We start from the raw sequence: 26,635 nt of genomic DNA on the forward strand, positions 1-26,635 counted from the left end.
GCCCTGTCTACCAGCGCGAAGTCCCGGCAAAACGCCGAAAATCACGCGGCGACTGGCCGGTCTGGCGTTTAAAAAAACGGGTGAAATAACCCGGATCGCTAAACCCCAGCCGGTCACCGACCTGAGCCACCGTCTGAGCGGTATAGACCAGCAACCTCTTGGCCTCGAGCAGAATCCGCTGATGCACCAACTGCAGCGCCGACTGCCCCACCGTGCGCCGGCAAATACCGTTCAGATGCGCGCTGGTAATACCCAGTTCGCGGGCGTACTGCGCCACCGTCCAGCCGGCGGTGTAATGCTGTTCAATCAAGCGGTTGAAGTCGCCAAAATGATCCACGCCCGCTGCCGCCGGCTCGACCAACAAACCGCCGGCGGGCAGACAATGCCGAATCAGACGCACCATCAAGGCAGCCAGTTGCGCCTCCATCAACGCCGCCCGCCCCGGCGCCTGAGCAATGTATTCGCTGTGAATCTGCAGCAGCGCATCATCGATGGCCGCGTGCTGCGGCGACGCCACCAAAGCACAGAGCCGAAACTCGGCAAACAACTGCGTCAGCAAGGCGGAGCTGACACGCTCGGCCAACCGCTGCACCAACGGATTGGCCAGCGTTAACACCAGCCCCTGGGCATCGGCATCGAACTCGAAACCGTGCACGCTCATTTCCGGCACCACCACCAGACCACCCGGTCCCAGCTCATGAAGCTGGGATTCATGCTGCACCCGCGCCCGTCCCTGGCGCAGATACAGCAGTTGATACAAGCCGGAGTGGCGATGCGGCCGAATCACCCAGTCGAGCGGCCGACTGCGCTCGGCGATGGCTTCGCAGTGCAGTAAGTCCGGCGTCGGCCAGTCCTGATGCTCACCGTAGAGTTTAAAAACCGGGACCGTCTGGATAACAGACTCCTTAGATCAAAAAATCATCAGAAGTTTTCAAATGTACAAGTAATACGTCGATTTAGCCATTCAAAGCGCCACTGCATCGATGAAAATGACAATTCCAGAAAACAAAGCCATAACAAGAAAGTCACAACAACAAAGCCGGAGTGATGTACAAGCCGGCAGCTGTGGAGGCCTCCATGAAAACTCAAGTCGCCATTATTGGCTCCGGTCCATCCGGCCTGTTGCTCGGTCAGTTACTGCACCAACAGGGCATCGACAACGTCATCATCGAACAGCGCAGCCAGGACTATGTGCTCGGTCGTATTCGCGCCGGCGTGCTCGAACAGGGCATGGTCAATCTGGTACGCGAAGCCGGTGCCAGCGAGCGCATGGACCGCGAAGGCGATGTCCACGAAGGCGTCTTCCTGGCGTTCAACGGCAAAAAAGTGCGCGTTGATCTCGCCGGCCTGACGGGCGGCGACACCGTTATGGTGTACGGCCAGACCGAAGTCACCAAAGATCTGATGGACGCCCGCGCCGCCGCTGGCCTCACCACCATCTACGAAGCCAGCGATGTGCAGCCGCACGATTTCTATTCCGACACCCCCACAGTCAGCTTCCGCAAAAATGGCGAAACGGTCACTCTGGCGTGCGATTACATCGCCGGTTGCGATGGTTTTCACGGCATCTCGCGCAAGTCAGTGCCGCAGGACAAACTGAAAACCTTCGAGCGGGTTTATCCGTTCGGCTGGCTCGGCGTTTTGTCAGACACGCCACCGGTCTCGGACGAATTGATCTACGCCAAACACGACCGTGGTTTTGCGCTGTGCTCCATGCGTTCGGCCACGCGCAGTCGCTATTACGTCCAGGTGCCGCAGGATGAAAAAGTCGAAGACTGGTCGGATGAGCGTTTCTGGGACGAATTGAAAAAACGCCTGCCACCGGAAACCGCGGAAAAACTGGTCACCGGTCCGTCAATCGAAAAAAGCATCGCACCGCTGCGCTCTTTCGTCGCCGAGCCGATGAAATTCGGCAAGCTGTTTTTGGTTGGCGACGCCGCTCATATTGTGCCGCCCACTGGCGCCAAAGGTTTGAATCTGGCGGCTAGCGATGTCAGTACGCTGTATCGCGCCTTGACCGCCACCTACAAAGATGGCCGCGCCGATCTGCTGGAAAAATATTCTGAAATCTGTCTGCGCCGGATCTGGAAAGCCGAACGGTTTTCCTGGTGGATGACCTCAATGCTGCATCGTTTTGGCGATGAAGATTTCGACCAGCGCATCACTCAGGCCGAACTGGATTACGTCACCAGTTCGCAGGCCGGCTTAACCACCATTGCCGAAAATTACGTCGGCCTGCCGTACGAAGCGCTCGAATAACTCACGACTCAAAGAATCATGTCGACCGGGGAATGTCAGCGGCGCTGGCATTCCCCATCCCACCGCACGAACGCTTCGTTACTAAATTACCTCGATCAACTGGCCTGCTAGTTGCTGCGCTTATCGCCTCTCCTTCGGGATCCCTGGTTTCGAGGTCACACACCGATGAACACTTTCGATGCGGCGCTGCTCAATCTATTAATAAAAGACGCCCGCCTGTCCTTTGCCGACATTGCCCGCCAACTGAATGTTTCTCGCGCACACGCCCGCAGCCGGGTTCAGTTTCTGGTCGACAGCGGCGTTATCGAAAAATTCACCGCCGTGGTTAACCCGGAAAAAACCGGCAAGATGGTCTCGACCTTTGTCGATCTGAAAGTACTGCCCGCACGCATCGAAATGCTCGCCGAGCATCTGGCCGAACAAACCGAAGTGGTCAGCCTGTACATCATGTCCGACCTGCAAAGTCTGCATATCCATACGCTGACCGAAGACAGCGAGGCCTTTGCCGATTTCGCCAGTCGTCACTTACTGAACAACCCCGACATCAGCTACGTCGATTGCAAAAGTCTGTTCAAACGCGTCAAACATCGTCGCGGCGGTGCCCGATTATAGGGCGATCATCAACAGGCCCTGTCGATAATGTGGCAAAGCATACATTTGGCATCTTCAGGCCGTAAAAAATGACAAATGCACTTGGCGTCAGCCGGTTCATCAAACATTCGACCGCCAATCTTACTGTTGGTGTTCATGACGTTTTTTAATGACCAGACAGGGCCTGTCAGACGCCTCTTAACAGACCACAAAACCCTGCGTCGAGATTTCTAAAATCTTATTATTATTCAATCACTTAAATACAAAAAGCCCGCTGGCACAGAAGCTGCAATTTCGCTCATCAGGGATGCCAATCAACCTTTAATTCTTAATCCAGCCATCACCGATGAGGCACTAGCATGACTTCCGATCGACGTAAGTTTCTTAAAACGGCACTGGCTGCCTCTGGCGGCGCCGGCCTGACACTGGGTGCACCAATGATCGCCCGCGCCGAATCCGCTGCGACCTTCAATATCCGCATGACCAACGCCTACGGGCCGGGCTCACCCTTCTATGTGCAAGGCCCGGGCAGCCCGACCGATTTTTGCGAACGCGTACGCCTTATGTCCGGTGGCCGGCTGAACATTCAACACTTCGCCGCCGGTGAATTGATTCCTGCGTTGGAAGGCTTCGATGCGGTCTCTGCCGGTCTGGTGGAAATGAACGCGGCCAATGCTTACTACTGGGCCGGCAAAATTCCGGCGGCCCAGTTTTTTACCACCGTGCCGTTCGGCATGAACAGCCAGGGCATGCACGCCTGGATCTATCATGGCGGCGGCCTGGAATTGTGGCAGGAACTCTACGAGCCGTTTGGCCTGGTCGCCTTCCCGATGGGCAACACCGGCGTACAGATGACTGGCTGGTTCCGCGAACCGATTGAATCGATCAACGATTTTAACGGCCTGAAAATGCGTATTCCGGGTCTGGCGGGTCAGGTGTACAGCGAGCTGGGTGTGTCGGTGCAGTTACTGCCCGGTGGCGAAATTTTCCCGGCACTGGAACGTGGCGTTATTGATGCGGCCGAGTTTGTCGGCCCTTATCAGGATCGTCGTCTGGGCCTGCATAACGCCGCTAAATATTACTACACCACCGGCTGGCACGAGCCGACCAACCTGACCGAACTGCTGATCAATAAAGAGGTTTGGGACAGCTTCCCCGATGACATCAAAGCCATCATTCGCGCGGCGTCGCAAGCCAGCGTGCTGGAAAGTCTGTCCTGGTCGGAAAGCGTTAACTCCGAAGCCATGACCGATCTGGTCGAAAACGAAGGCGTTATCGCCCAGCCACTCAATGCCGACATCGTCGCGCGCCTGAAAGAGGCCACCTTCGATACGTTGGAAAGCATGGCCAATGCCGATGAACAAACCCGCCAGGTGTACGACGCCTTTATGGCTTTCCGTCAGAAACATCTGGCCTGGGCGGCACTGAGTGAGAAGCCGTTTCTCAATATCGTCTGAGCTTAGTGTTTCTCAATATCGTCGAATCTAGAGAGTTGTTTTATGAAGCAAGCCATTGCGTTGATTGAATGGCTGGTGGAGGCTTTCGGAGGGCTGGCGCGCCTGTGCGTGCTGGCCCTGGTTTTTTTGGTCGCCACCAATGTCATCCTGCGTTATCTGTTTTCCATCGGTCCAGTTGCCTTGCAGGAACTGGAATGGCATCTGATTTCGCCCATCGCCCTGCTCGGTCTGGCCTACACCATGAAACACAAAGCCGACGTTCGAGTGGACTTTATTTATGATCGCTTTGGTTCACGCGGTCGTGCGCTGGTCGATCTGGTTGCCGCCGTATTAACACTCGCCGTCGGCGTCATTATCACCAAGCTGGCGCTGCCTTATGTGATGCAATCTTTCCGTATGATGGAAGGCTCACCCAACCCCGGTGGGTTGCCCTACCGCTATTTATTAAAAGCCTTTATTCCGCTCGGTTTTGCGTTGCTGGCGTTGCAGGCTATCGCCAATATTTTGCACGCCATCAGACAATTATTACCGACCCGAACCCAGTCCGCAGGAGAGCCTGAACATGACCAGTAATGAAGTATTGATCATCGGCATGATCGTCGGTTTTCTGGGCATGATGATGATCGGCATTCCGGTGGCGATTTCGCTGGCGGTATCGGGTTTTGTTGCTGGTTTTATCGGTTTCGGTCCCTTGCTGTTCAGCCTGATGCCGGCGCGGCTGACCGGGGTGGTCACCAACTACACCCTGCTCGCCATTCCGCTCTTTGTGTTTATGGGCGTCATGCTGGAAAAATCGCGCGTCGCCGAAGACATGCTCGAAACCATCGGCACCGCCATGGGCGGACTGCGCGGTGGCATGGGTCTGGCAATCATCCTGGTGGGTGTGCTGATGGGCGCGTCCACCGGCATCGTTGGCGCCACCGTCGTGACCGTCGGTTTGCTGACCTTGCCATCGCTGATTCGTCGCGGTTATGCACCCAGCGTGGCGACCGGAACCATCTGTGCGTCTGGGACTTTGGGACAGATTATTCCCCCCAGCCTGGTATTGATTCTGCTCTCCGATATCGTCGGTGAATCGGTTGGCACTTTATTCGCAGCGGCCTTTATTCCCGGCCTGGTTTTGGCGATGATTTATATGGCTTACTTGTTGTTACTGGGTGTGTTCAAACCGGACTGGGTTCCGGCCATTCCCAAGCAAGAACGCGCCCAAGTTAACGCCAAAGAACTGAGCATAAAATTATTGCGTAATGTGGTACCGCCGCTGTTGTTGGTGGTGGCGGTGCTTGGTTCTATTGTTGGTGGTATAGCAGCGCCAACCGAAGCGGCGTCGATGGGCGCGCTGGGGTCGATTTTAATAGCGGCGTTATTTGGTCGATTAAAACTCTCGCTGCTGCGCGATGTGACTCATGGCACCTTAACCATTTCGGCGATGGTGTTTTTTATTCTGCTCTGTGCTCAGCCATTTTCGCTGGCGTTTCGCGGCCTCGGTGGCGATCAGATGGTACATGCTCTATTCGCCCAGGTTCCCGGCGGCGAACTGGGTGCGCTGATCTTCTTAATGGCGTTGCTCTTTGTGCTCGGATTTTTTCTCGAATGGATCGAGATTTCCTACATTGCACTGCCGATGTTTTTGCCGGTTTTTCTCAACTACGGCACCGACATGGTGTGGTTATCGATTCTGATCGCAATGAATTTGCAGATGTCATTTTTAACGCCGCCCTTCGGTTGGGCGCTGTTCTTTCTCAAAGGCGTTGCGCCGCCGGGTGTTACCACCCGCGATATTTATGTCGGTGTCATTCCCTTTGTATTGCTGCAATTGCTGGCCTTGCTGGTGATGTTTAATCTGCCCGGTCTGGCGACCTGGCTGCCAGAAGCGATTGGTTGGTAGCGACGCTTTAGGCAGCCTTGCGCTGGCGTCGATTGGCGACAAAGGCGCTGTAAAATTCGTCGGCCGGCATCGGCTTACCATAGAGCCAGCCCTGGGCGTAATTAACGCCCTGGGCGCGCAACCATTCGGCTTGTTGCGCTGTTTCCACACCTTCAGCGACCAGCGTTAAGTTGAGCGACCAGGCCAGTTGAATAATGCTTTGCAACAAGCGGAAATCGATGCTGTCGGTGCCGATTGCCTGCACATAGCGGCGATCGAGTTTCAGGAAATGAAACGGCAGGTCGCTCAAATAATCGAGACCGGCCTGACCGGTACCAAAGTCGTCGATACCAAGAATGCAACCCAGAGCATCGAGTTTAACCAGCGCCTCACGCACCTGATCCCGATGGCCGGGATCGAGCGCCGATTCGGTCATTTCCACACGCAGATGATGCGGCCTTAACGCCGGAAAATAACGCTGTAGTCGACCGGCAAATTCCAGGCTATGCGCACCCAAGGCAAGTGGCGACGCATTGATGGAGATATAGCAATCCGCTGCTTGTGGCATCAGCCGGTTGAGTAACTCACAGCTTTGCCAGGCGATGATGGCGGTCAAGGGGCGAATCTGCTCGCTGCTTTCGGCCTCGGCAATAAACTCCACCGGCGGCAACACAAACTGGCCATTGCGGCGCCAGCGTGCCAAGGCCTCCGCTCCCAGCCATTGTCCAGAATGCAGATCGACAATGGGTTGAAACCAGGCTTCGAATTCTTGCCGTGCCAGCCCTAGCCGAATCTGATGACTGACCTGTTCCAGACGATGGCGACGCAACAGCACCCAGGCCACGGTCAGCGCACAGCTGAGCAAGAGGATGCTGAACACCGCCCAGCGCTCCAGTCTGATCACCGACCAGAGTGTTTCCGGCGGATAAATCAGTGACACACTGAGCTTGGCATCCTGACTGGAGCGCACCTGCACCAGACGTGACTGAGGGCTTAAAGCGGTTTCGATCAGAGGGTCGTTGCGCTCCAGCACAGCTTCCGCCGCCTGGCGATTGAGTGACGATATAGCGCCTTCAACCAGCAACGGACGGCTTTGATCGCGGTGACCAATCATGATGGCTTCGTTGGCTTGACGGACCCGATCGAACAGCTGTCGCAACGCTGCCGACGACAGCACCGCCGCCGTGGCCACACCCCGGGCATCCCAGCGGTAGATCAACAGTCCCGGGCGTTCAACCACTGGGATATAACGCTCTAGCGACAGATGCAGACCCAGGCCATCACGCAGTGCGGTTAAAGGTTGCGCTTCATCCAAAGGTCCCCAGCTGGTGCAGACCAGACGGTAGCCCGCATCGATGCGCAAAAAGCCCTCGATTCCCGGCAGGCCATAGGCTTCTCGCTGCATCATCTGACGACGTTCAACAGAGCAGCCGGCACTGTTATCGAGTTGCAGGTTAATCAAACTGCCGTTGACGTGGTCGAGCAGGATATCCAGATCAGCCAGCACCGCCAGCGACGTCTCTCTGGCCTGATCAGCCTGGTGGCTGCGTACCGTCGACAACATTAATAAACAGACCAGCGTCACCGGAATCACCATCAACATCAGGCTGACCAGCCAGGTCCAACGGTCCGTTAAACTGTCTTTCCAACGTAAATGCAGGGGCATTTTGCTCTCGAACCACCGACAACCGTGGCGTTTAACCACGTTCGAATCGAGGAGGAATCGTCCTGGCGACGGCGGCCGTAATCACCGCATCGTCCCGGAGTATCGTGGCGCGCAGTCTATGAAGATTTCATGACGGTTCGATGACAGCAAAACCCCTCACCCGCGACTAGACTTCTGTGCACACCGATTCAAAACCTCAGGAAGGCCGGATGTTGCATCGCCGTCTGTATGGATTGACTCTCCTGTTGCTGACCATCACGGCCCTGGCAGAACCTCTGACAGTCGTCACCTTGCCGGAATCCAGTTACAACAGAATCGGCATTCCACTGATTGAAGAACTCTACCGGCAAGTGGGTGTCGAGGTTGCCACCCTGGCCGTTCCCGCACCACGTCAAGCGGTGATGCTGTCGCAACGGAAAGTCGACGCCATTATCGTCTACCCCGAAGGGCTGGAACGAACCCAGGCTGAATTTATCCGCCTGCCAGTGCCGATTACCGCCGTCAGACTGCGTCTGTTTACCAGCCGCGACGAGCTTGAGTGGCCACTGCCGGCCGGCCTCACGCTGGGCGTGCTCAGAGGCATCATTGACAATGATGCTCGCGCGGCACTGCCTGACGACCTCAACTTCGTGGCTATCAACAACCCAAAGCAGATGATGCGCATGGTCGACCGGCAACGTATCGATCTGGTCCTGCTGCCCTACACCGAGGGCCTGGGCATCATCAACGACAGCGGCCTGGCAAATACGCACGCTATTGGCCCGGTACTGGCTGAAGTACCGGTCTATCACTACCTGCACCAACGGCACCAACATTTGGTCGCACCCTTGACCGCCGTGCTGGAAGACTGGACAGCATCGGGATACCTGGAAAGCATCCACCGGAATTTTCGGCTTGAACTGGAAGCCGCGCTTTAATGATGGCGGTACACCATCGGCACAAAGCGGATGCCGTCTATAACCGCTTCATCGCCCTGCGCCACAAAACCATAGTGTTGATAAAAACCGACGGCGTTAATAGAAGAACGCAAGTGAATGTCTGTCGCCGGGCATTGCGCCAGCATCGCATCCAATAACTGACGCCCGATACCCTGGCCTTGATGCTCCACCGCCACATAAAGCGCGAACACAAAATAATCGTCACGCCAGCGAATATAGCCGACCGTACCATCGCCGAGCATCGCCTTGAGCGCCCCGAAACCGTCGTCATTCAACGGCCGCTGCCAGCGCCTGGACCGCTGCCCCTCCAATGTTTCGACGCCTACGGCCGACAGCAATGGATATACTTGTTGTTGATGCGCCGCATCGGCGATGGCATCCAGATGCGGAATATCGGCCGTTGTGGCCGGGGTGATGGTAACGTCCACAGGCTGACTGTCTTTACTGCTCATCATTAGTGCATCGACCCAAAAAATAACCCAGCTGGCCATCTTAGCAGACCCCAAGGCTGCCTTGCTTTTACCCTCAGGCTACACTAGGGTCTAAGCATCCCACGCGACCTGTTTGTTGATTGCCATGATTAATCCCCTGGCCCAGCCCCACCACAAAACCTCGCTCACCTTCCCCATCTAAGCCGGGCGGTTTTTCGCTGTCCGGCCAGTTCATTGCTGAAAAACTCACAGTGCCCGTCTTCGCTCGAACGGGCTTATGCCATTTTATTGTGACAACAAGATCGCAAGGTGTGGTTATGAACACAGAACTGATTCTTTCGTCTCTGGATTGCGAACGCCTGGAGATACTGCTCGACTCAACACCGAAAAACCTCATACAGAATTTATCCAGACTGCAGTACAAGCTGGCCAACGCCACCTATGTCAAACCCTGCGAGATGCCCGCCGATCGGGTCAGCATGAATTCCATTGTTGAATTCTCCCTGTCGCCATCGGGGAGACATTTCAATCTGACGCTGGTTTATCCCCGTGAAGCAAACGACATTCAGTCAACGCTGTCAGTGTTTTCACCCATAGGAACAACGCTGCTCGGCGCACGGTTGGGCGAGACGTTAAGCACCGCGCCGGGTGGCGATAAAGCACACACCATCACCTTGCACCAGATTCACTATCAACCCGAACGCGACGGCCATTTGCATCGCTGATACCAAGAGGCAAGACCATGATTCTTGAAGCTTTTTGGTACGTCTCACTGAGCCGCGAACGCGGCTATGATCCCAGCTCGCTGGAGACGTTCGTGCGGCAGGAAAAGGCAATCGCCGACTGTTATTTTGTCTTTGGTGATAACGACTATGTGATGAAAATAAACACCCGCAATTCGGTTGAATATCAGCGACTGAAATACCGGATGTATCAATCCGTGCCGGCAGTCAGTGCCATCAACGATCAGGTGGTGGTCGCCACTATAAAACGATCGACACGATCGACACCTGGATGATATTCAGGCCTTCGGAAATGCCATCCGCCAGACCGGTAAAACCTTGCCGGTCTATTCGCGGCACACCGTAAAAACCCCCAGACCGCGCGGCCTTAATTCTGGCCTGAAATATGCCTTCATCAACGCAGGGACAGCAACCGGCAAACCACCATTGTTTTGCCCATAAGGAGGCTCCATGAACGGTCTGTCGATAGCGAATCTGATCACTTCGGTACAAAACAATCCGCGGCAAAACACTCTGTATGCCCAGCAGGAATCGCCGACGCCCAGTCTTGCCAACAACACCGATTCCGCTGTCACCCTGTCCGACAAAGCACAACATCTGAGCCGGCTGGAAGCGCTGGTTAATTCAATTGTTCAGCAGCCGGGTAAAGAGCCGCAACCGCTGGACCTTGAAGCCATGCAGGCACTGGATGAAAAGCTTCACTCCGGGGAATTGATATACGGACCTGAGCTCGAACTGATGCTGGGCTGGATGATCATGGGCAGTTCAGCTGAAGGCTGGACTCAACAAGGACTCGACTTGACCAAAGAAACCCTGATAGAAGCCGGTCATACCCTCAAACAAGCCTTTAAAGAAGCCTTCAATACAACGGATGGCCCAGCCAGTATCGCCTTTGACCACCACGCCATCGTCGCCAGCCAGCAAAGCGTGCCGGACTGGTTTATGGAACAACGCGCTCAGCAACTGCAGTTATTACCTGACGATATGCGTCAGGCTTTTGAACAAGGCAAAACCTATTTTGTGACAGCGCTCAGTTGAGCGCTGAAGCGCTACTGCAGCCTTGAATTATTTCATTCCATAAAAACTAACTGTTTAATTTCAAAAATAATCTGACCTATTCCGATCAGCTTTGCGCAAACTGACTGCGCCGCCTGGTCATTATCAATTTGTTGACGGTGCGTTCACGAAACAGCATTCAATTAACAAATGCTTATTTAATTTTCTCTTATTTAATCTTGCCTAATTCAACGTTTTTTTGCCGACAATGGGATAATTCACTCATATTTAAGGTTATGAACGCAGCGTTCCACAAAAAATAAACCGCTAAAATCGATCTGTTAACCATCATTCATTTAATCAATTAAAAATTTAACCGACCCAGTATATATAAGGTTTTCAAGCCCATATTAGATATTGAAATCTCTACTAAATAAAATCATGCCACCTTCTGGTAGATCTCGATCAGCTTTAAAAAACCAAAAAAACTCTCAAGGAAATTCGACCACTGGCCGATGGATTTTACTACATGCCCTAGCAGACATTCAGAGGACGCAGTCATGGCGCTGGTAAAATCCGGCCAGAACGGTTCTGGCGACAACGTCAGTCAAGCGAGTACGGCCAAACCCTCAACAGCCAATCAAGGTCAGAATGACGAAGCAATGAAGGCGCGTCGTCGCGCTCGCACGATGGCCAAGAAGCAGCAATTAGCCGAGCGCATCGCAGCGGCTGTCAATGAACTGAACAGCGGAACCAGTGAGATTTCGGCAGCGGCCGAACAGTTACAGGCGTCGATGACACAGATCTCCACCGGCGCCGAAGAAGCCTCCGGCGCGGTTCAGGAAACCAATCAGGTGGTGCGTCAGGTCAGCGAGGGTATCGAGACTCAGAGCGAGGCGACCCGGGAAGCCAGCGAGCGCTTGCAGCGCATGCAAAAACGCGTGCTCGGTGCCAGTGAAAGCGTTGAAGGCATGATTGAATCCATCAGGCTGTCGATTCGTCGTCAGGGCCGCGCTGTTGAAGCGGCCGAGTTGTTGTCGAAACGTTCTGATGAGATTGGCGATATTGTCGAAGCGGTTATTCACATTGCCGATCAGACCAATCTGTTGGCGCTGAACGCCGCTATCGAAGCGGCCAGCGCTGGCCAACACGGTCGCGGTTTTGCAGTGGTGGCCGATGAAGTGCGCACCCTGGCAGAAACCTCGCAAGGTTCGGCCAATAAGATTCAAGGCTTGGTGGAAAATATTCAGACCCAGGTAAAAACCCTGGTCGAAGAAACCAACAAATCAGCCGAAGCCAGCAAGAAAGATATGGAAGCGGCCGATGCCGTGGTCGAACAACTCGATAAAGTTCGCAAGTCGATGGACCGCATGGTTTCGGAAGGCGAAAAAGTGGCCAAGGCAGTATCGGAATCGCTCAAGGGTGTGCGCCTGCTGAGCAACGAATCCGACACCATTGCCGCTGCCGCTGAAGAACAGGCATCGGCGTGCGAAGAAGCCATTCGCATGGTGGAGCAACAGAACGCGGCACTGCGCCAAGGCCGCGACAGTGCTCACAGCCTGGCGGTACTGACCGAAGATCTGCGCATCAACAGTGAAGCCGACAAGAGCGGCGAAGAGGTGGCCAGCGCCACCGAAGATCTCGCTGCCGCCATCGAAGAAATTAACCGTTCTGCGACCGAAGTCGCCACTGCCGTTGAACAGATTTATCGCGGTGCCAGCCAACAAGGCCAAAGTGCCAGCAATGCCGCCTCAGCAGTACGCCAGTTGGAAGCCGGCGCGCAACAAGCCGGTGATCTGGTCAAAGGCATGATTGAGGCGGCCGACGAAGCCGGTGATCGCATCAAAGAAAACCGTCAGGAAGTGGAATCCCTGGCCAGCAATATTCAGGAAGGCGTTAAGGAAGTTCGCAAGGCGCGCGGTCAGATTGACGAACTGGAGAATCTGATTCGCGAGATCAACAAGGTGATGAACCAGATCGACCGCGTCAACATTCAGACCTCCATGCTGGCCGTCAACGGTGGCATCGAGGCCGCGCGAGCTGGTGAACATGGCAAGGGTTTTGTCGTGGTTGCCACCGATATCCGCAATCTGTCTTACGACGCTAACGAAAACGCTGAACGCATTCAGACGGTTATCGAATCCGCTCAGGACGACATCGCCAAGGTGCGCCACATCATGGACGACATCAGCGACGCCGCTGCCGAAGACGCCGAAAAACAAGCGCACACCGTGCGTGATTTGGGCGACGTTGAAGACGCTATGGAAGAAGTGATCAGCGGCAACAAAGAAATCCGGGATGCCTCCGAGCAAATCGCCGTTTCTGTGCAGGAAGCCTCACGCGGTGTCGAGCAGATTGCCAGCGCCGCCGAAGAAGCTTCCCAGGCCACCAACGAAGCATCGGCCGCCGCCCGTCAGCAGGCTCAAAGCACCGAGCAACTGGCCACGGCGACCGAAGAAATCGCGTCGCTTGCCGACGAACTCCAGACGCTGGAGTAGGCCATGACCGCCCAAGCAGCCGCCCAGTCAGCGGCCCAGGTGACAGCCGATAGCAGCGCCGTCCAGTGCCTCTGTTTCACCCAGATGGATGGCGCTGAGACCACTCAGGCCTACGCCATCGATATGGATGAGGTACGCGAAATCATGCGTGTACCAGAGTTCAATGCGGTCCCTCTGGCTGGCGCACATCTGCTGGGCGTCACCAATTTACGCGGTGCGGTTCTGCCCATCGCCAGCCTCAACCGGCTGCTCGGACTGCAACCGACGGACACCCTGAAAACCAGCCGGGTGCTGGTACTCAAGGGTGACTATCCGGTGGGTATTCTGGTCGATCGCGTCGAGCAGGTTGAATGGGTGCCGGCTCACCAACTGGACCGTTCCGAACGCAGCCGCGCTCATGCTCAACATGGTTTGCTGGCTGGTTTTATCCGGCCGGACACCGCCGATCAACCGGTTCGCCGCCTGCTCAACGGGGCCGCCGTCATGGCCGCGAGTTCAGCGCGCGACTGCCCGGCTACCGCCAGCAATGGTCCGGCGACGGGCACCGGCACGCGCAATCAAAATGCCCGGGCGGCGATTGAGGAACAGGAACAGTTCATCAGTTTCGAGCTCGGCAGCCAGCGCTATGCGCTCAGTATCCGACAGATTAAAGAGGTGGTGCGGCCACCGTCTGAACTGGATCCGGTACCCGGCGCAGCCGAGCACATTGTCGGCATCATGCCGCTGCGCGAACTGATGGTGCCACTGGTGTCGCTGACCCAGCTGTATCAACTTAATGCTGAGCACAACCAGCGTGACACTCGCGTCCTGGTGGTACCGGTAGGCGCGCGCGATGGGCGTGAATTCATCGGTCTGGTGGTGGACCGCCTGCGCCAGGTGGTGACCGTGAAACGATCCGAGCTGCAACCGGTGCCGGAATCGCTGACCACCGAGGGCGACTTCAACGACATCAGCGCGCTGATCGAAACCGCAGCCGGTGGCGATCTGACCGCCGTGCTCGATGCTCGCAAACTGCTCAATCTGGATGCTCTGCGCGAAGCCGCACGAGCAACCGACAGTACCGAGGCCGTTATGACACAAGCAACCGAAGTGGGCGAAGAACGCCAGTGGGTGGTGTTCAATCTGCAGGACGAAGAGTATGGCGTGGCCATCGAGTCCGCCAAGGAAATCGTCCGCCTGCCGGAAAAACTGACCCGGGTTCCCCAAGCTGAAGATTTTATCGAAGGCGTAATCAACCTGCGTGGCCAGGTGTTACCGGTGATCGATCTGCGCCGCCGTTTTGGCTTGGAAGTGCCACAGCAGAATCACCGCCAGCGCATCATCGTGCTGAACCTCAATGGTCAGCGCACCGGCTTTATCGTCGATGAGGTGCGCGAAGTGCGCAAGGTGGCCGAGACGGCCATCGAAGCGGCGCCGCCGCTGTCTCCGGAGCAGGCAACCCTGGTTACCGAGGTCGCCAACCTGACCGAGGAAGATCGCCTGATTCTGCTGCTCAATACCCAGCGCCTGGTCAGCGAACAGGATGCGCGTCGGCTGGCCCAACTGCAGGCCGACCCCGCCTGATTCACGCTGACCGCTGCGCCCGCGCGCACCCAGACAAGACAAGAGATGCACCGAGCATGATAGATGTTCTGATCGTTGATGACTCAGCCCTGATGCGCCGTTATTTAGCGCAGATTCTGGAAGCTGATTCCCGCTTCAAAGTGCGCCGCGCGCGTAACGGCGAAGCGGCCCTGGCGATGATGGCCGAACAACTGCCAGACCTGGTCACGCTCGACATCAACATGCCGGAAATGGATGGCCTGACCTGCCTGAGCCACATCATGACGCGCCATCCCTGCCCGGTGATTATGGTCTCGTCGCTGACTGAGAAAGGCGCTCTGGCCACCCTGGAAGCGATCGAACTCGGCGCCATCGATTATCTGGCCAAGCCCGGCGGGACCGTCTCGCATAACCTGGCCAACATCGCCGACGAGCTGCTCGATAAAGTCGACATCGCCCTGTCGGCCCAGCCGCAGATACGCCCGGCAAACCACCGCCGCGGCGCAGCGCAACCGAAAGACAAACCCCAAACCGTCAAACGGGCCGCTGAGAATTTAGTGCTGGTCGGTGTATCCACCGGCGGACCGGGCGCTTTGGAAGCGCTGCTAGGCGGACTGCCCAAGCGTCTGGATTGGCCACTGGTGATTACCCAACACATGCCCGCCACCTTCACCTCGGTGCTCGCTAACCGCCTCAATGGTTTGACCGACCAGACCGTGGTCGAGGTGTCGCGGCCGACACCCTTATTGACCAATCACATCTATCTGGCCAAGGGCGATTGTGATCTGGAAATTCGCCGTCGTGGCGGTCGCCTAATGGCCGTGCCGTTACCGGCCAACGACGACCTGCCCTGGCACCCGAGCACTGACCGCCTGGTGGCGTCGGCCATGTTGGAATTAGACAGCTCACAACTGATCGGCGTGTTGCTCACCGGCATGGGTGATGATGGAGCCCAAACCATGACCGAACTGCATCGCAGTGGCGCCGTCACCCTGGCCGAAAGCGAAAGCAGTTGTGTGGTTTACGGCATGCCGCGCGCCCTGGTTGAAGCTGGCGGTGCCTCGGAAATACTGCCCATCGACGCCATGGGGCGGCGTCTGGGTGAACTGATGACTGAGCGGGCCTAGAGGTCGTTATGGCGTTGATCAAACAACCGCAACTTGCTGCAACCGCATCAACCGGTCCGACTGAAGGCGAACTGATCCAGTTATTGGACAGCGCCGCTGAAAGCGACTGTTTTCATGCACTGGTCAATGCGCCGACGCTCAGTTCGAGCGGCCGACAAGCCTTGCTGCAACGCCTGGCTGACAGCCACGAAGCGCGCTTTCAGGTGTTGGCGTTGAATCGCCTGATAGACGGCCTAACCGAAGCGGAACTCGAGGTGCTGCTTGAGTTGTTGGGCAGCGAAGATGCCGCTCTGCGCAACCAGGTTATTGATGCCCTGGCGCAGGTGCGCGATCACGATATCGAAGCGGCCTTGCTGCAGGCCCTGGAAATGCGTCTGAACCACGAGGATGCCGATCAACGCATCCTCAGCATCAACTTATTGGCGCACTGGAATGCGCCTCAAGCGCTGCAACGTTTGGCAGAACATCTGTCGGAGGAAACCCATCTGAACGTGGCGATGACCATCGTCGAAGTATTGGTCAGCGCCGAGGCGACTCAACACTGGCCTGCAATTGAGTCGCTGGCGCAGCGTTTTGCCGACGAGCCCTTTGTGCGTTTCACGCTGCAATCAGCGCGTCGCCGTTTGGCTGCGTCGTCATCGGAGCCCGATTGAAATGGCCGTCACTCAGGCAATTAATACGGGCATCAGCGATGCTGATTACGGCCGCTTTGCGAATTTTTTTTATCGCAAAACCGGCATTCATTTCGACACCAATAAACGCTACTTCGTCGACAAGCGTTTGCTGGAACGAATGCAGGTGTGTCAGTGCGTGCACTTCGATGACTATTACCGACTGCTGCGCTTTGACAAGGATGGTGAACTGCAAACGCTCATCAACTTTATGACCGTGAATGAAACTTATTTTTTTCGCGAGCAATACCAGCTCGATTGCCTGGCCAACAGCCTGATGGATGAAGTGGCGGCGAGCAAAAAAACCGGCGAACGCATTCGCATCTGGTCGATGCCCTGCGCCACCGGCGAAGAGCCTTATTCGATCGCCATGATGCTGTTGCACCACTGGCCTGGACTGAGCCGGTGGGATGTGGAAATTCTCGCTTCCGATATCGACACCGCCGTGCTCGACCGGGCGCGACAGGCCAGCTACAGCGCCCGCGCCGTGCACAACGTACCGGCGGAGATACTGAGCCGATACTTCAAAGTCGAGTGGCAGTCGGGCAACAAGCAATACCAACTCATTGACGACATTAAACAGTCGGTGGGGTTCTCCAGAGTCAATCTGCATTCGGCTTCGGAGGTGGCGGCCCTGGGTTCGCTGGACATTATTTTTTGTCGCAATTTGTTGATTTATTTTAATGAAATGTCGCGTCGATTAGCCGCCGAACGGCTGTTCGATGTGCTGCGTCCCGGCGGTTTTGTTTGCCTGGGACATTCGGAATCGATGAGCCGGATTTCACCCTTATTTCGGGCGCGGAAATTTCCCGATGCCCTGGTTTATCAGAAATAGCTGTAGCAACAGGTGCAGCCGTCGCCTGAGGAGAAGTTATGACCATTCTGATCGTCGATGACGCACAGACTGTGCGGATGTATCACCGGGAAATTCTCGAGTCGGCGGGCTTTAACGTCGCCGAGGCGGCGAATGGACTGGAAGGCCTGGAATATCTGCAACGTCATGGCGACGACGTCGAGGCGCTGTTGCTCGACATCAATATGCCGCAGATGGATGGCTACACCTTTTTGCGCGAACTGCGTCAGCAAAGCCAGGGACGCGATCACCCGGTCATCATGATCAGCACCGAAGCGGAAATGCACGATCGCGAGATGGCCTTTAAAGCCGGCGCCAACGGTTATTTTGTCAAACCGGTGCAGCCGGACGACCTGGCGCGCAGTATCTGCCTGATGACCGGAATAACGCCCCGCCCCGTCCACCTGGAACAGGAGTGAGTACTGATGGATAAATTGATGGCGCAATTTATCGAAGAAGCCCGCGAGCTGATCGGTCGTGCCGGTCAGGGCTTGTTGAAGTTGGAAAAACACCCTGACGACGCTGAATTAATCGACGGTATTTTCCGTGATGTTCACACCCTCAAAGGTTCCGGCGGCGTACTGGAATTGGCACCGCTGGTGCGGGTGCTGCATCGCGGCGAAGAGTTGCTGGAACATGCCCGCACCGAACCGGACTATCTGACCGCCGATTGCGTCGATGCGCTACTTGATGCGCTGGATCAGGTTGGCGTCTGGATCGACGATCTCGACAGTCGCGAAAGCCTGCCTGAAAGCGCAGCCGATCAGGCCAAAACGCTGGATGAGCGCCTGGCCGGTTTTCTCGGCGAACGCAACGCAACACCGGCCGAAGAGGCCGCCCCGCTGGACGGTGAAGGCACCCGTTGGGGGCTGTTCGAGGAGGCATTGCCGACTGCAGCGACTGCCGCAACAACCGCCGATTGGTTGCCGTCGATATCGCCCCAGCAAGCCATGAACTGCTGGCGTGCGTTATCGCCGGAGCAACCGCTCTATGCGGTCGAGTTCCGCCCCGATGCCGGCTGTTTTTTTCGCGGAGACGATCCGGTGTTAATGGCCGCCAGTGCACCGGGTCTGGCACTGCTGAACTTCGAACTGGATGCGCCCGAGGAGGCGCTGGAAAACCTCGATGTCTATCAATGCCGGTTACAGCTGGGACTGATTTGCCAGGCCAGTGCCGAGGCCATCGAAGCGCACTTTCAGTACGAAGCCGATACCGTCAGCCTGACACCACTGGCGCCGGAAACGCTGATCCAGCCAAGCGGTCAAGCCGAGGATGCCTTAGCCGAAGAGCACCTGAATAAGCTCAATGAACTCTGGGGCCAGGGGCAGCAAAATCTGCTGTTGAAGGAACTGGATAGCCTGCTCAAGGAAGCTGACGCCGAGGGTCGTAATGCCAGCTTATTAAGCTGGATGCGCTGCTTGGTGGAGACGCGTCCCGACGATGCCCTGGTGTTCGATACGCTGGTGCTGGCGTTGCAATCGCCGCAGACCGTACTCGACAGCCAGGGCCGCATCGACTGGGCAACGGCGTTGGGCCAGAGTGAATCGACACCCGCTCAGCAAGCATCGACTTCACCTCAGCGTCGTGACCAACCCGCATCGGCAGTCATGCTGGATCCGGACAGCGCGGCGGTCGGCACAGTATTGGCCGATCAACAACAACTGATGCAACTGTGCCAGGACGATGCTCTGCGCCCAGGCAGTTTCGATGCCGCCCAGCGGGTGCTCAGCAATACCGCCCGGGCGTTGGATGCGCAACTGCCAACGCCGGTGGCCGAAGCAGGCAATGCCGATGTGCTGCAGAACGCCCTCGATGATTGGCTCAGTGATCCGGTGGACAGCGCTGCTGCTGCGACCCCGGTCGAAAAAACCCCAGGCGCGCCATCAAATTCAATAGCAGTGCCGCCAACGAGCACCGTCAACACCGCACCAACAGCAACAACAACACCAGAGAGTCAGCCAAAAGCGAAGCCCGCCGAACCCGCAGCAGCGCTGGAACGTGACAGCGTCGCACCGGTGATCCGTAACTTTAAAGTGGATCAGGAAGAGGTGGAAAACCTCGGCGATCTGGTCGGTGAATTGGTGGTCGCTAAAAATGCGCTGCCGTTTTTGGCGCAGCGTGCCGAACAGGTGTTTGGTCAACGCCAACTGGGACGCGAAATTCGCGAACAATTCAACGTCATCAACCGCATCACCCGCGCCTTGCAGGACGCCATGATGGCGGTGCAGATGTTGCCGGTGTCCTATGTTTTTGATCGCTTCCCGCGGTTGGTGCGGGATCTGTCGCGCAAGCTCGGCAAGTCCATCGAGTTGAGCGTGGTTGGTGATGACACCGAAGCGGAAAAGCACGTCATTGAAAGCCTCGCCGATCCGCTGGTGCATCTGATGCGCAACTCCATCGATCACGGCATCGAATCGCCACAACAACGTCAAGCCGCAGGCAAACCGCAAACCGGTCAGATTCGCCTCGAAGCCCGCCAGCAAAATGAATGGGTGGTGATCGAAGTGGCCGATGACGGCGCTGGTATCGATCCGCAGATGATGCGCAAACGCGCCTATGAAAAAGGCCTGGTCGACGAACGTCGCTTGCAGGAAATGACCGACGAAGACGCCATCGATCTAATCTTTACTCCCGGCTTCTCAACACTGGATAAAGCTTCTGAATTGTCCGGTCGCGGTGTCGGTATGGACGTGGTGCGCACCACGGTGGAAAAAGCCGGTGGTCGTCTGGATATCGACAGCCAGATCGGCAAAGGCACCACCTTCCGCATGCAATTGCCGTTGTCGATGTCGGTCAGCCAGGTGATGCAAATCTGGATTGGCGGTCAGCGCTATGGCGTGCCCATCGACCAGGTCGCCGAGACGGTGCGTCTGCCGGTTGATCGGCTGCATCGTTTCAAAGGGCGCGAAACCATTTTGCTGCGCGAACGAGTGGTACCGGTATCGCGCGCGCGCGAACAACTCGGTTTGGAAGCCGCTGAAGAAGGCGACAGCATCGCCTTGTTGGTGGTGCGTCAGCGCGGCGAATTAGTGGCCCTGATGGTCGACGAATTCAGCGAAGGCGTGGAAGTTATTCTCAAGCCGATGGAAGGCGCGCTGGAAAATCTCGGTGTGTATCAGGGCACCGCTTTATTAGGCGATGGCAGCGTTTTGCTGGTGCTGAATGTCGGCGTGCTGCTGTCGAATGCGGTCTTGGAGGAGAGTGTCGATGAGCATTGAGGTACGCGGTAAATTAATCAAGCTGGTGGGCGATTGCGGCGTTGAAGACGCCGAAACCCTGCACGCCAAATTATTACGCGCCAAAGACGATGCGCGCCTGGATTTGTCGGAGTGCCAGCATCTGCATTCGGCCGTGGTGCAAGTGCTGCTCACCCAGCCACGTCAGCTCAAGCGCGGACGTGACGACGACAGTTGGATTGCACTCTGGTTACAGCCGCGCCTGGAAAATCTTGCCGGATTGCCTGCTTGAACGGATGCCTTTCGTGCTGATGCTCAATCCCAAAGGTGGCAGCGGCCGCACCACAACGGCGGTGCATTTGGCGGTTGAACTCGCCAGGCGCGACGCTCGGGTGCAACTGCTCGATGCCGACCCCCAGGGCCATGCGTTGACGCTCTTGACGGCGCCAAAAGTGCTGCAGCGTTTCACCACCCTGAGTGCCGCAGCTGTGCACGCAGATTGGACGGTTGATCGAAGCCTGGGCGATGACTGGTTGGTGATGGATACCGCCGCCGGTGATCCGGCGCTGTGGCGCGATTGGATAGCGACGGCCGATTTGATTCTGGTGCCGACGCGTCCTGACCCTTTGGGTGTCGCGTCTGTAACCCAGTTGTTGGCGCAGTTTGCGCTGACGCGCGACCGCCAACGGCTGGTGGTGGTACCGGTGGCCTGCGATCGCAGTGTGCCGGTGCATCGCCAGGCGCTCGACGCCTTGGTTGAGCATCTCGGTTCGCAACCGGTTTGGCGGCCGGTGCGGCCGGATATCCGGCTGGCACAAGCCTTTGGCCGCCACCAGCCGGTGCAACAATGGGCGCCACGCAGCCGTGGTGCCATGGATCATTTTATGCTCGCCAATGCGGTGGAGCAGTTTGTCGCGACCCTAAGGTCGCCTGCGGTCAGCTTCGCTGGCGAACATCGCCCAGCGGACAGCGGCCGATCTTTCAACCCAAAGAGGGCAGCAGTGAGATGAAAACAGTACTGGTAGTAGATGATTCCCCGACCATGCTGATGAGTGTAACCGGGGTGCTTGAGCGCAATGACCTCAAAGCGGAAGCCGCAAACAATGCCGAAGAGGCACTGCAAAAACTGGACGCTGGCGTCAAGCCGGACCTGATCATTTCCGATCTGAATATGCCGGGTCTGAACGGCATCGAATTCATCCGCAAGGTGCGCACTTTGGGGCCGCATCGCTTCACGCCCATCCTGATGCTGACCACCGAATCGCAACAGGCCAAACGCGATGAAGCGCGCCAGGCCGGTGCCACCGGCTGGCTGGTTAAACCCGTTGATGGTGAGCAACTCATGCAGGTGGTGCGCAAAGTACTGCCCGGCACCTGAGCGCCGAGTCATGGGAGAACGCACCAATGAATGACGATAAAAGTCTGGCAGGCCTGGGGCGGCGACTGTTACGCCAGTTGCTGCTGTTGTTGACGTTGATCTGGCTGGCGGTGTTTTTCGGCTACGACTCACTGCGGCAGTTCACCGCGACCTGGCCGCTGCCGGAGTCGATCATCGCGGCGTCCAGCATGGTGATCATCGTCTGCGTTCTGGTATTGGGGTTGTCGCTCTGGTCCCGGCTGCGCCAAGGCGATCTGATGGTCGGAGCCAGCGGCATTCTGAATTATTTTTCCAACCAGTTGAAACGCTATATGGGCGCGGTTCAGCAGGTTGAGGTCGCCCTCGACGAACGGCAATTGCTGTACGGTATTCTCAGCGGTCACTTGCAGCGCGCCAACGACCATACCGAGCGTTCAGTGCTGGATTTAATGGGTCAACTGGATCGCATGCAAGGCGAAGTGCGCCGCTTTGCCGACACCATGGACGTTCACACCCGCAGCACCGACGAACTCGCCGAGGAATCCAATCGCAAGGCCGAAGCCAACCGCGAAGCGGTAGACAATCTCAGTGAGGTTATCGGACGGCAGAATCGTCAGATGGCCGAAAATCGGGAAAAAGTCTTAGCGGTGATGGACCGGGTAACGGCGCTTGAGAACAGCCTGGATTTAATTAAAAAAGTGGCCGACCAGACCAATCTTTTGGCACTGAATGCCAGCATCGAAGCAGCGCGTGCCGGTGAACACGGGCGCGGCTTTGCCGTAGTGGCCGATCAGGTTCGCGAGTTGTCCGGTCAGTCGGAAGAGGCCGCCGAACGCATCAGTCGGGAGATCACCGACATGGCGCACACCATCCAGAGTCAATTCCAGGCGGAACTGGACGACGCCAATCAAGATCAGGAACGCCTGGTGCTCGATCGTGTCGCCGCTCAGCTTTCCGAACTGGGCGATGGCTATACCACCTTGCTCGATCAACACAACGGCCTGGTTGATGAAATGCGTGGCCTCAGTGACCGCTTCAATGCCGTGGTTATGGAAGCGTTGGGATCGGTGCAATTCCAGGATATTTTGCGTCAGCAATTGGAGCAGGTCATCAACGGTCTCGAACGCCTGGCCGGCAGTGACAAAGCGGTGGTGGAACTGCTGGATGACCCGGACCGTGAATTGGCCGACCGCTTAAGCGTTCACCTGGACGAATACAAGGAAGGTTACGTGATGCAGGATCAGCGTCAGGTGCATCAACAATCGCTGGACGGTGAAGATGCAAGCGACGCCGACACACAGCACGGCGACGCTCGTCAGGCGCCACCGTCGATCGAATTATTTTAGCGACGGTGTAAATCATGGCTCAACTGAACAGCGTCCATCCGCAGCCGATGTCGCAGTGGTTGGCGCAACGCCAAAGCGATCTGCAGCAACGCAAAAAGCGTTTACGACAGCGCTGTCAGCAGCTGGGCCAGCGCCTGCACCTGGAAGGTTTCAGCGCGCCGGAGCTGGACAACCTTGGCACCATCGAACTGTTGCAAGCCTTATTGGCCGCCGAGCAAAAAGTACGTCGCCAATTGGTAACAACAGTCGGTCAATTAGAACAGGCAAACCAGCTGAATTCCGATTTTATTGCCACCGCATCGCACGAATTACGCACGCCCTTGACCGGCATGCTGTCGAGTCTGGAATTGATCGATACTTACCTGGAGCGCAGCGAAGGTTTGGCGGATTGGTCACGTACCCGCATTGCCACCCACCTGGACCGATCCCGGCGCGCCGTCGGTCAATTCAAGACAGTGGTTGATGACCTGCTGGTACTGGAAAGAGCCGCAGCGGGCTACCTAATCAGCGAACCGCAATTCACCGATCTGGATCTCTGGTTAGCGGACCTGCTGGACGCTTTTCAGCCAGTAGCAGAACGTCAATCGATCGCCCTGTCGTTGCAACAAACCGTGAACCGGCCGGTGAATCTTGACCAGAAATTAGTGCGTCATTGTTTGAACAACCTGATCAGCAACGCTCTAAATTTTTGCCCAGCCGGCGCCCGTGTGCTGGTTTCGGCCAAACTCAATGATCAATTTTTATTGTTGAGCGTCAGCGACACCGGACCGGGCATTCCACAAGCCGATCAGGCGCGTATTTTCGATGCTTTTTATCGCGGCCAAAACGCTGAATTAGCGGCCGGAACCGGCTTGGGATTGGCCATTGCGCAGCGTTTTATGAGCTTGCTCGATGGACAGATTGAAGTGCGCAGCCGCCTTGGGCGCGGTACTCGCTTTACCCTCAGATTACCTCTGGCATCCTAGGAGACAACGCATGGCAGAACAGATTCTAATCATTGAAGACGATCGCACCGTGCTCGATAACATCACCGAAATGCTGACGCTGGAAGGCTATCAGACCCTGGCGGCAGTTAATGGTGGCGATGGCTTGCTCACCGTCAGCCAACAACGGCCCGACCTGGTGATCTGCGACATCATAATGCCGATGATGGATGGTTTCGACACCCTGAGACGGCTACGCGCCGATCCGGAAATCAGCGCAACGCCTTTTATTTTTTTGACCGCCAAAACAGCAGATAGCGACAAACGGCTGGGGCAGGAACTGGGCGCGGACGATTATCTGACCAAACCATTCACACGCGACGATCTGCTTAAAGCCATTCAACTGCGCATGGGCAAACACGCCAGCCTGGACGCGCTGGAAAATCAGCGTCGTGCCGTGCGCAACGGAACCACCAAAGGCAGTCAGGCCATCTTGCTGCGCATTGCTGCCGTCGAAGGTGACACCGACAGCCTGGCGCAATTAATTGAGCAGGTTGCCGATGTAGATGTCCTGGATGAACAAGGCCATACCGCTTTAATGTTTGCGGTCATGATGCGCAACCAGGATGCCGCCCGCCTGCTGGTTTCCGCCGGAGCCAGCGTCGAGCGTATTCATTCGCAAAGCGGTTTGAGCATAGCGGCCATGGCGCGCTCCATGGGAGTGAAGTTATTGCATTGAGCGCTGTTATTTTTAAAGACAGGCCGGCATACAGCAAGCAATAAATTATTGGTGTTTTAATACCGAACGATGACTAGCTGCTCTGTCGTACCGCGCCATCAGACGCTTCATCAAACATCTCTTCCAGAGCTGCGACGGTGACTTCCAGCGCATCGATCAGGGTGTCCTGCTGTTCCATATTGTCGACCAATGAACGGGCGTCGCGACTGACCATGACGCCCAGAGTTTTTCCTGCAACCTCAAAACGGCCAACCATCATCTGTACCGGCGTCCAGGTGCCGCTGCGATCACAATGGGTAAGGATTATGGGTTCGTCTGCCGCTATGGCTTGCTCCAAAACATCGGTTAACCGGCCGCCCTCGTTTGGCGTAAAGAGCATCGCCAGGGGTTGGTTTTCAATATCCTGGCTGGACCACAAATACAGCGCCTGAAAACGTCGGTTAACCTCGATGATGCGATGTTGCTGCCAATCGAACAAACAGAACGCATCCATAGCGGTCCAGAAAACGGCACGGTAACGGGCTTCGTTGGCGGCTAATTGTTGGCGGGTATCGATGATGGATTGATCCACATCCAGCTGCCGGGCAAAACGGACCAAATAACGATGCAATTGCATGCTATCAAGAGGTTTAATAAAGATGCGCTCTACATCAAGATTAATGGCCTCGACCAGGTACTCGGTCTGGTCGTGAGCGGCGGTCACCAACACCGGCAGTTGCGGGTCCAGTTCGTGCAACAGGCGCGTCATGGTCAAACCATCCATAACCGGCATAACAATATCGGTAATGACCAGATCGGGTTTTGGATCGGCTTGCTGAAACTGACGCAGACCATCGCGGCCATCGGCAGCCGTCAGCACCTGACCAAAACGTTGCCCCAGAAAGCTGGCTAATTGATTGCGCACCTGGGCATCGTCTTCGACACAAAGAATGCTCAGGCGCTTCAAGATTGCCAGAGCGGAATGATGTTGGGTGTCTGCTTTTTCGGCCATATTCCGGGGTCCTGCCCTAGATATTCGCTAGCCTGTCGACCAAGGGCTGGGTAACCGTCATGATCCTTAGGACCACCGGATTAGAGTTTCCGGTTTGCAGTGAAGGATGTAACCGAATACAGCGCCTCACCGATAGGCAACTCATGCAGCCTTGCGATGTCCTTTAACCGCTTGGGTGTTATTCTTGTCGGTAAATCTGCTAAACCAGATAACAAAAGAATCGACGCCACTGACAGCGGCGACAGTCCCTTTGCCTTTGGAGCAGCGTCTTGCCAACGCTGTGGTCAAGGTAATGGGTAATGCGTAGCCGTAACTCATGGCCAAACGACGCAGACTCCTGCCACAGGTTCGCAGTGCTGCATTGATGTGCGCCCAAAGCCAGTCAACAGACTGGCTATTTTTGTGATTTTTATGAGTGGCCATTTAATAAATCCATTGGCCTGAATTTTACGTATTACCGGAAT

The 26,635-nt window shown here is 56.4% G+C and carries 27 protein-coding genes; 22 read left to right on the top strand and 5 right to left on the bottom strand.

What is annotated here, in order from left to right:
* Positions 1-7: 7 nt before the first annotated feature.
* Positions 8-895, bottom strand: a complete 888-nt coding sequence (locus ACXAE6_RS00270) for a helix-turn-helix domain-containing protein (RefSeq protein ID WP_475151675.1) — start codon at positions 893-895, stop codon at positions 8-10.
* Positions 896-1,077: 182 nt separating this feature from the next.
* On the opposite strand from ACXAE6_RS00270, the gene pobA reads away from it, so the two are divergent.
* From pobA to ACXAE6_RS00295, 5 genes are all read left to right on the top strand, one after another.
* Positions 1,078-2,259, top strand: a complete 1,182-nt coding sequence (gene pobA / locus ACXAE6_RS00275; RefSeq protein WP_475142943.1) for a 4-hydroxybenzoate 3-monooxygenase — start codon at positions 1,078-1,080, stop codon at positions 2,257-2,259.
* A 165-nt stretch (positions 2,260-2,424) separates the two neighbouring features.
* On the top strand, positions 2,425-2,871 hold the full coding sequence (locus tag ACXAE6_RS00280) for an Lrp/AsnC family transcriptional regulator (protein ID WP_475142945.1): 447 nt from the start codon (positions 2,425-2,427) through the stop codon (positions 2,869-2,871).
* A gap of 338 nt (positions 2,872-3,209) precedes the next feature.
* Positions 3,210-4,307, top strand: a complete 1,098-nt coding sequence (locus tag ACXAE6_RS00285) for a TRAP transporter substrate-binding protein (RefSeq protein WP_475142947.1) — start codon at positions 3,210-3,212, stop codon at positions 4,305-4,307.
* 42 nt (positions 4,308-4,349) lie between these two features.
* Positions 4,350-4,880 (top strand): TRAP transporter small permease subunit, encoded by a 531-nt coding sequence (locus ACXAE6_RS00290; RefSeq protein ID WP_475142950.1) that lies wholly within the window; start codon positions 4,350-4,352, stop codon positions 4,878-4,880.
* Positions 4,870-6,195, top strand: a complete 1,326-nt coding sequence (locus tag ACXAE6_RS00295) for a TRAP transporter large permease (RefSeq protein ID WP_475142952.1) — start codon at positions 4,870-4,872, stop codon at positions 6,193-6,195. Before ACXAE6_RS00290 ends, ACXAE6_RS00295 begins: the two co-directional genes overlap by 11 nt.
* A 7-nt stretch (positions 6,196-6,202) precedes the next feature.
* On the opposite strand, the gene ACXAE6_RS00300 is transcribed toward ACXAE6_RS00295, so the two are convergent.
* Complete coding sequence (locus ACXAE6_RS00300; RefSeq protein ID WP_475142955.1) at positions 6,203-7,840, bottom strand: EAL domain-containing protein; 1,638 nt, start codon at positions 7,838-7,840, stop codon at positions 6,203-6,205.
* Positions 7,841-8,049: 209 nt separating this feature from the next.
* Here ACXAE6_RS00300 and ACXAE6_RS00305 point away from each other — a divergent pair, with 209 nt between their 5' ends.
* The gene (locus ACXAE6_RS00305) at positions 8,050-8,757 is read left to right on the top strand and encodes a substrate-binding periplasmic protein (protein WP_475142958.1); all 708 of its coding nucleotides are present in this window, start codon (positions 8,050-8,052) and stop codon (positions 8,755-8,757) included.
* On the opposite strand, the gene ACXAE6_RS00310 is transcribed toward ACXAE6_RS00305, so the two are convergent.
* Positions 8,754-9,269: a GNAT family N-acetyltransferase gene (locus ACXAE6_RS00310; RefSeq protein WP_475142961.1), complete on the bottom strand. Its 516-nt coding sequence runs from the start codon at positions 9,267-9,269 to the stop codon at positions 8,754-8,756. The two genes, ACXAE6_RS00305 and ACXAE6_RS00310, sit on opposite strands and share 4 nt — an antisense overlap.
* 257 nt (positions 9,270-9,526) lie before the next feature.
* Between ACXAE6_RS00310 and ACXAE6_RS00315 the strand changes: the two genes are divergently transcribed.
* From ACXAE6_RS00315 to ACXAE6_RS00390, 16 genes are all read left to right on the top strand, one after another.
* Entirely contained in the window at positions 9,527-9,934 is a 408-nt protein-coding gene (locus ACXAE6_RS00315; RefSeq protein WP_475142963.1) for a GreA/GreB family elongation factor, read from the top strand.
* 17 nt (positions 9,935-9,951) lie between these two features.
* Positions 9,952-10,227 (top strand): Lrp/AsnC ligand binding domain-containing protein, encoded by a 276-nt coding sequence (locus tag ACXAE6_RS00320; protein ID WP_475142966.1) that lies wholly within the window; start codon positions 9,952-9,954, stop codon positions 10,225-10,227.
* Positions 10,228-10,402: 175 nt separating this feature from the next.
* Positions 10,403-10,990, top strand: coding sequence for a hypothetical protein (locus ACXAE6_RS00325; RefSeq protein ID WP_475142969.1), 588 nt, complete (start codon positions 10,403-10,405; stop codon positions 10,988-10,990).
* Between the two features lie 518 nt (positions 10,991-11,508).
* Complete coding sequence (locus ACXAE6_RS00330) at positions 11,509-13,446, top strand: methyl-accepting chemotaxis protein (protein WP_475142971.1); 1,938 nt, start codon at positions 11,509-11,511, stop codon at positions 13,444-13,446.
* Between the two features lie 3 nt (positions 13,447-13,449).
* Entirely contained in the window at positions 13,450-15,009 is a 1,560-nt protein-coding gene (locus ACXAE6_RS00335; protein WP_475142974.1) for a chemotaxis protein CheW, read from the top strand.
* Between the two features lie 56 nt (positions 15,010-15,065).
* Positions 15,066-16,115: a chemotaxis-specific protein-glutamate methyltransferase CheB gene (gene cheB, locus ACXAE6_RS00340; RefSeq protein WP_475142978.1), complete on the top strand. Its 1,050-nt coding sequence runs from the start codon at positions 15,066-15,068 to the stop codon at positions 16,113-16,115.
* Between the two features lie 8 nt (positions 16,116-16,123).
* On the top strand, positions 16,124-16,768 hold the full coding sequence (locus ACXAE6_RS00345; RefSeq protein ID WP_475142981.1) for a hypothetical protein: 645 nt from the start codon (positions 16,124-16,126) through the stop codon (positions 16,766-16,768).
* A 1-nt stretch (position 16,769) separates the two neighbouring features.
* Positions 16,770-17,621: a CheR family methyltransferase gene (locus ACXAE6_RS00350; RefSeq protein WP_475142984.1), complete on the top strand. Its 852-nt coding sequence runs from the start codon at positions 16,770-16,772 to the stop codon at positions 17,619-17,621.
* 38 nt (positions 17,622-17,659) lie between these two features.
* Complete coding sequence (locus tag ACXAE6_RS00355) at positions 17,660-18,058, top strand: response regulator (protein ID WP_475142986.1); 399 nt, start codon at positions 17,660-17,662, stop codon at positions 18,056-18,058.
* A 6-nt stretch (positions 18,059-18,064) separates the two neighbouring features.
* The gene (locus ACXAE6_RS00360) at positions 18,065-20,857 is read left to right on the top strand and encodes a chemotaxis protein CheA (protein ID WP_475142988.1); all 2,793 of its coding nucleotides are present in this window, start codon (positions 18,065-18,067) and stop codon (positions 20,855-20,857) included.
* The gene (locus ACXAE6_RS00365) at positions 20,847-21,107 is read left to right on the top strand and encodes a hypothetical protein (protein ID WP_475142992.1); all 261 of its coding nucleotides are present in this window, start codon (positions 20,847-20,849) and stop codon (positions 21,105-21,107) included. The genes ACXAE6_RS00360 and ACXAE6_RS00365 overlap by 11 nt, the downstream gene beginning before the upstream one ends.
* Before the next feature lie 19 nt (positions 21,108-21,126).
* A complete protein-coding gene (locus ACXAE6_RS00370) occupies positions 21,127-21,825 on the top strand; it encodes a ParA family protein (RefSeq protein ID WP_475151677.1) in 699 nt (232 codons plus the stop codon).
* Positions 21,822-22,193, top strand: coding sequence for a response regulator (locus ACXAE6_RS00375; protein WP_475142996.1), 372 nt, complete (start codon positions 21,822-21,824; stop codon positions 22,191-22,193). The genes ACXAE6_RS00370 and ACXAE6_RS00375 overlap by 4 nt, the downstream gene beginning before the upstream one ends.
* A gap of 26 nt (positions 22,194-22,219) precedes the next feature.
* Complete coding sequence (locus ACXAE6_RS00380; protein WP_475143000.1) at positions 22,220-23,518, top strand: methyl-accepting chemotaxis protein; 1,299 nt, start codon at positions 22,220-22,222, stop codon at positions 23,516-23,518.
* Between the two features lie 14 nt (positions 23,519-23,532).
* Positions 23,533-24,483 carry a sensor histidine kinase gene (locus ACXAE6_RS00385; protein WP_475143002.1) on the top strand — a complete coding sequence of 317 codons (951 nt, stop codon included), beginning with the start codon at positions 23,533-23,535 and terminating at the stop codon, positions 24,481-24,483.
* Positions 24,484-24,493: 10 nt separating this feature from the next.
* Complete coding sequence (locus ACXAE6_RS00390) at positions 24,494-25,180, top strand: response regulator transcription factor (protein ID WP_475143005.1); 687 nt, start codon at positions 24,494-24,496, stop codon at positions 25,178-25,180.
* 73 nt (positions 25,181-25,253) lie between these two features.
* Here the strand turns inward: ACXAE6_RS00390 and ACXAE6_RS00395 are convergent, their stop codons facing one another.
* Together ACXAE6_RS00395 and ACXAE6_RS00400 are read right to left on the bottom strand one after the other, a co-directional pair.
* Entirely contained in the window at positions 25,254-26,171 is a 918-nt protein-coding gene (locus ACXAE6_RS00395) for a response regulator (protein WP_475143009.1), read from the bottom strand.
* Positions 26,172-26,312: 141 nt separating this feature from the next.
* Positions 26,313-26,594, bottom strand: coding sequence for a helix-turn-helix domain-containing protein (locus ACXAE6_RS00400; protein WP_475143013.1), 282 nt, complete (start codon positions 26,592-26,594; stop codon positions 26,313-26,315).
* Between the last annotated feature and the right edge of the window lie 41 nt (positions 26,595-26,635).

Source organism: Saccharospirillum sp. ABV4_185 (genome assembly GCF_056159245.1).